Origin of the sequence: Lentilactobacillus sp. TOM.63, assembly GCF_030361045.1 — a bacterium.
GTDB classification, from domain to species: Bacteria; Bacillota; Bacilli; order Lactobacillales; family Lactobacillaceae; genus Lentilactobacillus; species Lentilactobacillus dabitei.
On the sequence record NZ_JAUCAP010000080.1, the window covers coordinates 1 to 10,969 of the forward strand.

General features: G+C 41.6%; 13 protein-coding genes. 8 read left to right on the forward strand and 5 right to left on the reverse strand.

The features are described from left to right. Nucleotides 1-142: 142 nt before the first annotated feature. Together QUF07_RS11810 and QUF07_RS11815 are read right to left on the reverse strand one after the other, a co-directional pair. Nucleotides 143-628, reverse strand: a complete 486-nt coding sequence (locus QUF07_RS11810; protein ID WP_289427567.1) for a hypothetical protein — start codon at nt 626-628, stop codon at nt 143-145. Beyond that, nucleotides 628-846 carry a helix-turn-helix transcriptional regulator gene (locus QUF07_RS11815; RefSeq protein ID WP_502879030.1) on the reverse strand — a complete coding sequence of 73 codons (219 nt, stop codon included), beginning with the start codon at nt 844-846 and terminating at the stop codon, nt 628-630. The genes QUF07_RS11810 and QUF07_RS11815 overlap by 1 nt, the downstream gene beginning before the upstream one ends. Before the next feature lie 156 nt (nt 847-1,002). Between QUF07_RS11815 and QUF07_RS11820 the strand changes: the two genes are divergently transcribed. The 7 genes from QUF07_RS11820 (at nt 1,003) to yaaA (ending at nt 6,618) form a co-directional block, all read left to right on the forward strand. Next, complete coding sequence (locus tag QUF07_RS11820; protein ID WP_217162628.1) at nt 1,003-2,142, forward strand: NADH-dependent flavin oxidoreductase; 1,140 nt, start codon at nt 1,003-1,005, stop codon at nt 2,140-2,142. Between the two features lie 181 nt (nt 2,143-2,323). Beyond that, complete coding sequence (locus QUF07_RS11825; RefSeq protein ID WP_217162626.1) at nt 2,324-2,689, forward strand: hypothetical protein; 366 nt, start codon at nt 2,324-2,326, stop codon at nt 2,687-2,689. Continuing rightward, nucleotides 2,686-2,997 (forward strand): hypothetical protein, encoded by a 312-nt coding sequence (locus tag QUF07_RS11830; protein WP_217162625.1) that lies wholly within the window; start codon nt 2,686-2,688, stop codon nt 2,995-2,997. The genes QUF07_RS11825 and QUF07_RS11830 overlap by 4 nt, the downstream gene beginning before the upstream one ends. A 22-nt stretch (nt 2,998-3,019) precedes the next feature. Continuing rightward, nucleotides 3,020-3,469 (forward strand): hypothetical protein, encoded by a 450-nt coding sequence (locus QUF07_RS11835; protein WP_217162624.1) that lies wholly within the window; start codon nt 3,020-3,022, stop codon nt 3,467-3,469. 172 nt (nt 3,470-3,641) lie between these two features. Beyond that, nucleotides 3,642-5,057, forward strand: a complete 1,416-nt coding sequence (locus tag QUF07_RS11840) for a DHA2 family efflux MFS transporter permease subunit (RefSeq protein WP_289427568.1) — start codon at nt 3,642-3,644, stop codon at nt 5,055-5,057. Nucleotides 5,058-5,103: 46 nt separating this feature from the next. Further along, entirely contained in the window at nt 5,104-5,823 is a 720-nt protein-coding gene (locus QUF07_RS11845; protein ID WP_217162622.1) for a sulfite exporter TauE/SafE family protein, read from the forward strand. 45 nt (nt 5,824-5,868) lie between these two features. Continuing rightward, nucleotides 5,869-6,618 carry a peroxide stress protein YaaA gene (yaaA, locus tag QUF07_RS11850; RefSeq protein ID WP_217162621.1) on the forward strand — a complete coding sequence of 250 codons (750 nt, stop codon included), beginning with the start codon at nt 5,869-5,871 and terminating at the stop codon, nt 6,616-6,618. Nucleotides 6,619-6,745: 127 nt separating this feature from the next. Here yaaA and aldA read toward each other — a convergent pair whose 3' ends face one another. Beyond that, on the reverse strand, nt 6,746-8,221 hold the full coding sequence (aldA, locus tag QUF07_RS11855) for an aldehyde dehydrogenase (protein ID WP_289427570.1): 1,476 nt from the start codon (nt 8,219-8,221) through the stop codon (nt 6,746-6,748). Nucleotides 8,222-8,366: 145 nt separating this feature from the next. On the opposite strand from aldA, the gene QUF07_RS11860 reads away from it, so the two are divergent. Further along, a complete protein-coding gene (locus tag QUF07_RS11860; protein ID WP_217162617.1) occupies nt 8,367-8,540 on the forward strand; it encodes a hypothetical protein in 174 nt (57 codons plus the stop codon). A 315-nt stretch (nt 8,541-8,855) separates the two neighbouring features. On the opposite strand, the gene QUF07_RS11865 is transcribed toward QUF07_RS11860, so the two are convergent. Beyond that, a complete protein-coding gene (locus QUF07_RS11865) occupies nt 8,856-9,977 on the reverse strand; it encodes an NAD(P)-dependent alcohol dehydrogenase (protein ID WP_289427571.1) in 1,122 nt (373 codons plus the stop codon). Nucleotides 9,978-10,253: 276 nt separating this feature from the next. Next, on the reverse strand, nt 10,254-10,969 hold a 716-nt coding region (locus tag QUF07_RS11870), incomplete at its 5' end, for an NAD(P)-dependent oxidoreductase (RefSeq protein WP_289427573.1).

A 10,969-nucleotide genomic window follows, 5' to 3' on the forward strand; every position in this document is an offset into this window, starting at 1 on the left:
AGGCATTCGATTGTGTTATCTGAAGAATAACATGCTCGAATGCCTTTTTGAATACGTCCAATTATTTAGTGCTTACGATTAAGGTTAAACGACTCGATAATTATTTGATGCTTTAATTCTAAGATTCTATCCGCACCCTTCCCTATGACCTGTCCAAATGTAAATAGGCAAACACATATCCCCATTCATTGATCATCATTGCGATAAACAGTGCTGTCCCAGAAAAAATGATCCAAAAGATTAACCCAAAACCAGTTCCAAACAAAATGATGATATAGGGAATTATGAAAGCAATAATCAGATAATTAATTGTCAGTCGAGATGATATGTATGTTGCTGTGAGCATCAGGCGCCATTCCTGTTCATCATTATGTTCCATGTCTACTGGATAGCCACTCTCGCTAAAATCAAAAAATTTGATTTTCCGATTCATCTTTTTAGTTTTTGTCAAAAGTAGGAGATCAAAAATGATCCCCATTGCTAATATTGCCCACAAAATCACTGAAACGTTCAGTGGCACATTGAAATAACCCCGATAAAGTGCGCTAATTAGAAAGGATACGTAAATAGCTCCTAATCCGGCAGTCGCAGCTATCGCGACATTGATGATGTGTTTTTTAGTATTCATTATTTTCCTTCCTTTCCATAAATAAAAAGTTCATCAACCGTTGTGTTCAATACCCTCGCCAATTTAAAAGCCAATTCCAATGAAGGATCATATTTTTCATTTTCGATTGCATTAATTGTCTGTCGAGTCACTAAGGTCAGTTCACTTAGTTCTGCCTGAGACAATTTCAATTCTTTTCGACGGCTCCTAATCGTATTTTTTATAACAATTTCTCCCATTCAATGTAAAACTTATTTTACATTTATAGTAAAACATGTTTTACATAATATGTCAAACTTGTTTTACATCATTTCTCCAAGACACCCGCTTTCCATCAAAGCATTCTTCACTATGCTAGAATAAGATCATATCTTAAATTATATGGAGGTTTTCCAATGGCAACCTATCATTTTCTCAATCCTTACACGCTGCGAAACGGCGTTACCATCAAGAACCGGATCGCAATGTCGCCAATGACCGAACAATCCAGCTTTGAAGACGGCTCAATTACAACTGACGAAATTGACTACTATCGCCTGCGGTCTGGCGGTGTTGGCCTGATGATCACCGGCTGTGCCAATGTTAACGAACTTGGCAAGGGCTTTGAAGGTGAGCTAAGTATTGCCAGCAGCAAAATGCTTCCTGGACTGCGGCGACTGGCTAATGCCATGAAGCTTAACGGGACTAAGGCAATCTTACAAATCTTTAGTGCTGGGAGAATGAGCAATTCTAAGGTTCTCCGTGGTAAACAGCCGGTTTCTGCTAGTGCCGTTGCCCCCTTGCGACCTGGCGCTGAAACGCCACGCGCCCTTAGCAATGCTGAAATCGAACAAACGATCAAAGACTTTGGTCATGCCACTCAGCTCGCTATTGACGCCGGCTTTGATGGTGTTGAGCTTCACGGAGCCAATACCTACCTACTGCAACAATTTTTCAGTCCCCATTCCAATCGGCGAACTGACAAATGGGGTGGCAGCCTTGAAAACAGAATGAATTTCCCATTAGCCGTTGTTTCTATTTGCGCGGCGGTTATTAAACATTCAAAACCGTCATTTATTTTAGGTTATCGAATTTCCCCTGAAGAAATCGAAACCCCCGGAATCCGTTTGGCTGACACACTAGCCTTAATTCAAAAGCTGAATCAAATGCCGATCGACTACCTTCACCTTTCCCTAGCGGATGCGTTTGCCACTTCAATTGTCGATCGGACAGATCCTCAACCAATATTTGAAAAGATTCAGCCACTTCTTGACGATAATTTGCCATTAATGGTTGTTGGCCACCTAGCCACCCCTGCTCAAGTCGAAAAACTCATTGATACTGGAGTTGCATTTGCTGCGATGGGTCGAGAATTAATTCGGGAACCAAAGTGGGTTCAAAAGGTTGAAGCAAATGATGAAAATGCCATTCGTTATACATTCTCGCTGCGTGATCTTGACGAATTAAAAGTGACCCCACCCCTACTTAATTTCTTGATGACTGCCTTTAGAAAGGGATTTCCGTTGTCGACGGATGAAGAGCAGTTGAAGTTGTGATGTTAGGACAGCTCCTCCAAACAAAGATCTACATGTAAGCACCTCAAACAAAAATTCCCAAACCCGGAATTTCTGTTCGAGGAGACTTACACTCCGATCTCTAACTGTTTGGATCCGCTCACTTTTTTTCTTGACCACACAAACATATGTTCGTATAATGAACACATGGAGGTGAGGCCTTATGATTCGCAACGTTCCTCGTGACCAATGGCTTTATAACGATCGCGGTATGATGAAGTGGTTAGGTTACTTTCTAAGTGATCACACTCAAGACATGACTGATAAAAAAATCAGCGAAGTTCCCACTACTCGTTTACCGCAACAGGATCCAGAAGTCATCGATCATTTTTTACAACTCAGTTGGGAAAATTCCAGAGAAATCATCCTTCAGCTAAATGGTGAAGCCTATTTAAGTGTTTATAATATTGATGGTATTGTTATTGGTGCCAATGATCATTTAATTTACTTTCAGACTGACAAAACAGTTACAATAAACGTAAGCGATATTCGCCACGCAGAATTCAAAAAAGGAAGTCATGCATATTGAAAGAAACGTTTACCGCCCCATGTACTGATAACTCAATTACCGTAACCGTTGATTCAATTAATAACCAATATTTAGCATTAAGGCGGGCGTCACTTGACGTTGCCCCTCTGGATTCCGTTCAAGTCACCTTAACGGATGAACCCGTTGACGGTCACAGCTATTACGAAGCTGCCGGCTTTAAGGTGGAAGCCAATGGCCAATTACAGGATTATAACCTAAAACCTGGTGACTATGCCGTCTATCGAGCAATTCCAGGCGGTGAACCCAGCATGGTAATTCAATTAATAACCCCTGATAATCAAAAATAGCCTTTATTTTGGAAGCGATAAAATGAATCAATCATTAACCCTCAGCCTGCTAATCGCCGTCCCCTTAGCAATTGGCAGTGTCTCAACGACTACAAACGCTAAAGCGGCAACTTGGCATACCGGCACCCCGACTGCTTTTCAGGGCCACTGGCGTAATAAAACGGTCAATATTGGTAAGTATTTTGGCATGAAGAAGTTATATAGTCATGAATCGGTTCGCGTTAAGAGCAACCGAATTGATGCATCCCTCACCCAGTCAGCCGGCTGGCATTTAACGAATACCAAATGGAGAAAAATCAATAGCCATGCCTACACGATAAAGGGAAAGAACGCCTTAAATGAATTACATACCGGGCGATTTACCTTTAACAAAGTCAGTGGAAAACAGGTTAAAATTTATTACGATGGCTTTAATATCGCTAAGGGAACCCCGTTTTCACCGTATTTTTATCGAGTGACTAAAAAAGCTTAACCCGATTACTCTCACAGCCCCAATTCATCTAAGTAGCTGAGAATTTAAATTCATCTCGGCTACTTTTTTTGCTGAGAAATAGGAATTGACCATAGGGTTTGACTTAGCAATCCATAATCCTTACACTATTTAGAGTTGCTTCACCAAAAATACATAGTTAGAAGTCCTGTTAATGTCAAAAGAAATTAAACGCGCACTGTTTATTATGGTGTTCGGCACTTTCTTTGGAATCCTTTGCTCAACACTGATGAACGTTGCCCTGCCAACCTTTATGCGGGTATTTAATATTTCTTCGTCCACCGTTCAGTGGGTTAGTAACGGCTACATGCTGGTCAATGCGATCATGATTCCAGTTAGTGCTTATCTCACCAAAAAATTCACCTTTCGTTCGCTATTCATTTCATTTAGTACAATTTTTCTCATCGGTACCATTTTTGGTGCATTGGCGCCTAACTTTTTCACGTTAATTATTGGGCGGATGATTCAAGCAGTCGGCTCCGGAATGATGATGCCACTGGTAAATATTTTGGCAATTCGCTATGCCAGCCGGGGTAAACAAGGTGCCGTCATGGGAATTGTCGGCTTAGCGTTTAACTTTTCGCCAATCATTGGTCCCACCCTTTCTGGCGTGATTTTAGATTATTTTTCATGGCGTTATTTATTCATTTTAGTGCTCCCATTTATTGTTCTTGATCTAGGTTTCGCCCTCATCGCATTACCCAAGATTCCAACTAAGCAAGAACCGCAATTTAATGTGACTGGCCTTATCACCATCAGCCTTGGCTTGCTTGGATTATTATGGTGTTTTTCAAACGTCGGCGAATTCGCGATTACCTCAACAACGGTTTGGCTGCCATTTTTAGTTGGGGTGGCTTTAATCACTACATTCATAATCACCCAGCGACAGTCAGATCACCCCTTTGTGAATCTCGCTGTTTTTAAAAACGCCCAATTCACAACCGCCACCCTGGTTAATTCACTCATTGTGTCCACCATGTATGGCAATACGATTCTATTGCCATTATTAATCCAAACCATCATGGGCAAAAGTGCGATCATCTCCGGTCTGGCGTTACTTCCTGGCGCGTTATTAACTGGGTTCATGTCACCGATCAGCGGTCGGTTGTTTGACCGTTATCCGGTTCGAATTATCGTAACCACCGGCATTCTAATTGATTGTTTGGGAACGATGATGCAGGCTTTCATTGATGTTAACGCCTCAGTAGCAATGCTGACGCTGGGCCAAACGATTCGGCAACTTGGCTTAGTCCTCATTCTCATTCCGATTCAAACCCAAGCGTTAGCTTATTTACCAAGCAACTTAATTTCTGATGGCGTGGCCGCCTTTAACACCCTCCGACAGATTGCAGCATCGTTTGGAACCGCGATTATTGTCGCAACCATTAATATTGGCAGCCACCTCTTTGTCAGCCAGCCCAACCACCAGCAAATCGGCATTCAAGCCGGCTTTACGATGTGCTTGCTGTTTCTGATCATCGCATTAGTTGTCTCAAGAAAGCTATATACCAAACATTCACCCACCCCAACCACACGGCTAAAAACGCCAGCCAGCGTATCAAAGCTTTAAAAACTTTGTTATCTAAACGAACTATTGCCCAAGGGAGAGTGAGAAAATGACCACATTACTTTTCGTATTACTGCCCGCAGTTCTTGCCGGCATCGTCCAAGGGGTGACCGGTTTTGGTTCCGCCATTGTTCTCATGGTATTTTTACCCACGATTTTGCCGATCCCTCAAAGTGCTGGGGTTGCTTCGCTCATTATGTCAGTGTCAAATATCATGCTAGCGTGGCGATACCGTCGTAGTCTGAGCTTCAAGCGAATCATTTGGCCATTTCTGGTCTATGCCAGCGTGGCCTTTGTCGCCTTGAAATTAGTCAGTTCAATTGATGTTCACCTGCTTAAATCGATGTTGGGCGGCTTATTAGTTGCCCTATCGCTCTATTTTCTCCTCATTAAGTCTGGTGGTCGCAAACATTATCCTATTTATGTTGCCATTATCTTCATGGTGGTTTCCGGCTTCTTTAATGGTTTATTTGGGATTGGTGGACCGCTCATGGCACTCTATTTTCTGTCACTTGCCGATACCAAAGAAGCGTACTTGGCCTATATTCAAACTTTCTTTTTGATTGATCAATTGTACGTCACCAGTGTTCGATTCTATGACGGCATTTTGGGGACCAATGATATCCCCTTCATCTTAATTGGGATTGTTGGTGGCGTAGTTGGCACCATGATTGCCAATCGAATCACGGCTCATATGAATATCCAGATGATCCAAAAATGCGTCTTCGTTTTAATTGGCATCAGTGGGCTATTCTATCTTGTTCAATAGTGCGATCACGAACTGTCAAACAACGAAAGGATTTTAACAATCGTCATGAAAATCATCATTTCTCCGGCTAAAAAAATGATTGTCAACCAGGATGACTTTGATATCCAGGGATTACCCGTTTATCTTGAAAAGGCTCAGGAATTATTAACCGCCATGCAGCAATTGGATTATGAAGCGGCCAAAAAGCTATGGCATACGAGCGATAAATTAACTCAACCCAATTACGATCACCTTCAAAACCTTGATCTGACAAAACACTTGACCCCCGCTATTTTGAGCTTTTCTGGGATTCAGTATCAGTACCTGGCGGCTGACCTGTTAACAACACCAGCATTGGATTATTTACAGCGCAACTTACGAATATTATCAGGATTCTATGGCATTTTGAAACCTTTTGACGGCATTGCGCCGTATCGTTTAGAAATGGGGGCAAGGTTATCAGTAAGCGGCACTCAAAACCTTTATGACTTTTGGGGTAATGACTTATATCAAGCAATTAGCGCAGAAAAAGAGCCGATTATTAATCTGGCTTCAAAAGAATATTCAAAAGCAATTACTTCCTATCTTCAATCACCCGACCAGTTCATCGATATTACCTTTGTTCATGAGGTTGATGGTCAACTCAAAACGCGCGCTACCTTGGCTAAAATGGCTCGGGGTGAGATGGTCCGCTTCATGGCTGAAAATCAACTTGAGAATCCAACCGATCTCAAAAACTTCGATTCCCCAAATTACCAGTTCAGCCCAGCGCATTCGACGGCGACAAAATTCGTTTTTATCAGAACCAAACCCTAAAAACAAATGGATATTGTCAGCTTTTCAAATCACAATCGCATTATGACCCTAAAACAAAAAGAGAATGAAACAGATTAACATGCCAATCCATGTTTTGTCTGTCTCATTCTCTTTTTTAATTCACTAACTAACCCTTAGCATTCTCTGGATGACCTTGGAGGTAAATCGTGTGGGTATTCAAGAACTCTTCAATACCGTGCTTACCATCGTCACCGCCGATACCTGATTGTTTCCAGCCAGCGTGAGAACCATTCATAGCTTCAAAGTTGAATCGGTTGATGTAAGTTTCGCCGGCTTCAAGCTCATTAGCTGCTCTTGCTGCTGTATCAAGGTTTTGGGTGAAGATTGAAGAAGTCAGGCCGTACTTAGTATCATTGGCCATTTCGATGGCATCGTCCAATGTCTTGAAAGTCAACACTGGCAGAACTGGCCCAAAGACTTCATTTTGAACAATCTCTGAATCCTGTTTAACGTTAGTAATAACCGTTGGCTCGAAGTAGAAGCCATTCTTGATCTTCAAGATGTGGCCACCGGCAGTAATCTTGCCACCAGCTTCGACGGCTCGATCAACTAATCCGGATACTTTATCCAGGGCTGCTTGATTGATAAGTGGACCCATGCCAATGTCTTCATGTTCCATTGGATCACCAACAGTCACTTCGGATAATTTCTTAGATAGTTTCTCGATCACTTCATCAGCAATGTCTTCTTGAACATAGAGTCGCTCACAGTTATTGCAGATTTGACCGTTGTTATCAATTCGGGAATCAATGATTGATTGAACAGCAAAATCAATATCTGCATCTGAACAAATGATACCGGGTGCTTTACCACCTAATTCAAGGGATACTTTAGCCAGATGAGTTGCGGCCGCATTCATAACCCGTATCCCCGAACTGGTAGCACCGGTTAAGCTGATAATGCCGATCTTGTTATTCTTAGTCAGTTCATCACCAACAATCGAGCCTCGGCCAGAGATAATGTTAACAACACCCTTTGGAATGCCAACTTTTTTAACAGTCTTAGCAAATTCAAGTGCTAAATTAGGGGTATCTGAACTTGGTTTCAAAACAATTGTGTTACCAGTAACCAACGCTGGCCCCATCTTACGAGCAATTAAGAAGAAAGGGAAGTTCCATGGCAAGATTCCAGCGGCAACCCCAATTGGTTGTTTGGCAATCAAAATGTTTTCATTCGGATTATCCGACTGGAGAATTTCGCCTTCATACGTCCTAGATGCACTGCCCATGTAGTCAAAATAATCAGCTGAGAATAGAATTTCAGTCATTGCTAATGACTTGATTTTTCCTTGTTCTTCTTGGAGCATTTCAGCAAAGTGATCCTTGTTCTTTCGAATTTCGTCAGCGACAGCGTGTAAATACGCGCCTCGTTTGGCAGCAGGAACTTTCTTCCAAGTCTTTTCAGCTTCATAAGCTGCATCAACGGCTTCCCGGGCTTCCTCACGGGTAGCTTCTGGAACCGTTGAAATTTCTTCACCGGTTGATGGGTTGAGAACCTTAATTTCGTTGCCTGATTCAGAATCTTTAAATTCGCCATTGATATACATTTGATAATGTTTCATAGAAACGGTATTTTGTGCCATAGTATTTTGCTTCCTTTCAAAAACCTAGCAGCTACGATGTATCTAACATCACAACATTTGAAAACAACTATCAAATCTAACAACCAACTTGCTAAAGGCAACAAATAGCTTTGATGGCTCCCCCCCTTACATATGCCTGATTTACTTGCCTGATCACATCATCAATCATCAATCCAGCAAAGGCGATTTAGCTCATCACAGTCCCGATGAGTGGTTAACTTCCAAGCCGATACTCAGAAGATCAACCGATTATCAGAAACCAGAACGGATCGTTAATGGAAATGATACTGACCAAGTCATCATCAGCGACTATTTGTAACCGTTTACAAATATAATTATATGCCCATCTTTTTTAAATCAACTAAATGCAACTCGTTGTTTCACAAGCCTGATTTACTGACAATTAAGCGATATCCCCATCTTAATTGAATAAATTTCACAAGTTTCTCTAAGCATCGGTGATTCATACTCCAATCTGGTTAATTAAGAATTTGAACTTAAACACACATTGAAACTAAAAAAATCTAAGCTTACATCGAATTAGTTGCTGACTGTCATCAGCTGGCTAACGAGATCTAAGCTTAGATTATTTGGCTGGCTCTCAACTATTTTAATGAGCCATCACACATTCATGTTATTTACCAGGCACATAACTATCATCGATAATGAGGACTGGTTTAATCGTCTTACCGCTGACAGAATCAGCGTTGGCTTGATTAATATCTTCAAACTTGTAGAATTTCTCGGTCTTGTCGAAGTCAAACATCCCTAATTGATAGAACTTGATCAAACGAGGAACATCGACTTGAGGAATTGAATCGCCCATGTTAACCCCGACAACTTTGCGATCACTGGTGCAAAGATCATTCCAAGTATCAAGATCAATGTGTTGATCAGTAACAGCAATTGTTGCAGTCGTTCCCCCTTGAGCCAACGCCTGAATGGAATCTTCCATAACCTTCTTCACACCCGTTGTATCAACAGCGTAGTCAACGCCGTGACCATCAGTCAAATCTTGGATTGCTTTAACCGCATCCTGATCCTTGCTGTTGATCGTATCAGTGGCGCCTAATTCCTTAGCCAATTCAAGTCGTGATGGCACAATATCAACGTCAATGACTTTAGTGCAGCCAGAAATTCGGCCAGCCATCATGGCAGCCAACCCAACGGCCCCAGTTCCAAAGACAGCAATCGTTGAACCTGGTTCCGGCTTCAACGTGTTAAAGACGGTTCCACTACCAGTTACATAGCCACAGCCAAGAGGTCCAAGTTCACGAAGATCCAAGTCCTTAGGAACCTTCACAGCATTTCGTTCCCGGACAACGGTTGTCGTGGTAAACGATGATTGGTCAAACATATCGGCAACGTCATGCCCATTTTCAGTAAAGTGAGCACTTCCATCAGGACGAACGCCTGACAAATTGTTTGCGGCATAATTCAAACACTGAGTTGGAATTCCCTTTAAACAGTTAATGCAGTTGCCACAACCGTAGAATGACATGACAACGTGGTTACCTGGCTTAAAGTTCTTTACTTCAGGGCCAACCTTTTCAACAATTCCAGAACCTTCATGGCCTAAAATAATTGGATAGCCAATTTCCGCAGTTCCTTTTCGCAATGCTTCGTCAGAGTGACAGATTCCACTGGCAACCATATGAACCTGTAAATCGTCAGCTTGCATGTCTGCTAATTCAACATCGTCCTTGATTTCAAAATCTCCGCCTTTTTTATTAACAACAGCTGCTTTGATTCGCATAATCACATCTCCAATAAATTTATTTGTTAATCGATGAGCAATCACAAGCAAATAAAAACCAATTATCAAAAACTAAAATAATTTGAAGTTGAAAATTATTTCACATTTTTCATAATCGGCCCGTCTGTTACAACCGCTTACAACCCTAATTATAAGCTAAATTTTACTAAAATCAACCAAGATATGACGATTAACGGAAAACAACCAAATCAAGACAATTTAGTGCTATCCTGATTATTTTTACTTACTAAAGGTTTGTGAAACATTCTGACAATTCTAGTTCCAATTTTCCCAAGTCGGGTTATTCAGTGTCCGAACACGTAACATTTCTTCGGTTCCGCTGAGCTCGGCAACCATTTGTTGCACCATTTGATCAGATAATGATGTTAAATCTGTATTCACAATTGTGTAAGCATACCCTTCTCTGGTATTGCCCATCATTTCTTTGACTGGCACTTCATATTTGTTCAAAATATCGTTAACATCTGACCACAAACTTTCACGGGCATGCGAAAAGAATGTTAGCCGCTGCGGGCTGGTAAAGGGCAAATCAACTTGCGGAAAGTTAACGGAACGACGAACGGTACCATACTCCAAAAAGTCGAGCAAGTTTTGCAAAATGGTGTTAGCAGAATGAGTCAATGCTTCAATCGTATTGCCACCCAGATGAGGTAATAGCGTGATGTTTGGGTGATCTTGCAATTCAGCCTTTGGAAAATCACTAATATAGCCGGCAATTTCGTTATGATCAAGGGCAGAAATCACTGCGGCGTTATCCACAATATCCCCCCGGCCAAAGTTAAGTAAGTAGGCATTATCCCGCATGGTTTCAAAACTCTTGGTTGAAAGCATCCCTTTGGTTTCATCTGTTAGCGGCAGTAATACCACTACAAAATCAGCTAAGCTTAAAACTTCGAGAGCGTAAAATATCTTGTGTAAATGCATAAAAGATTTCTGAATTGTATAGAAATAGGGAATGCCTTCCCTTATGA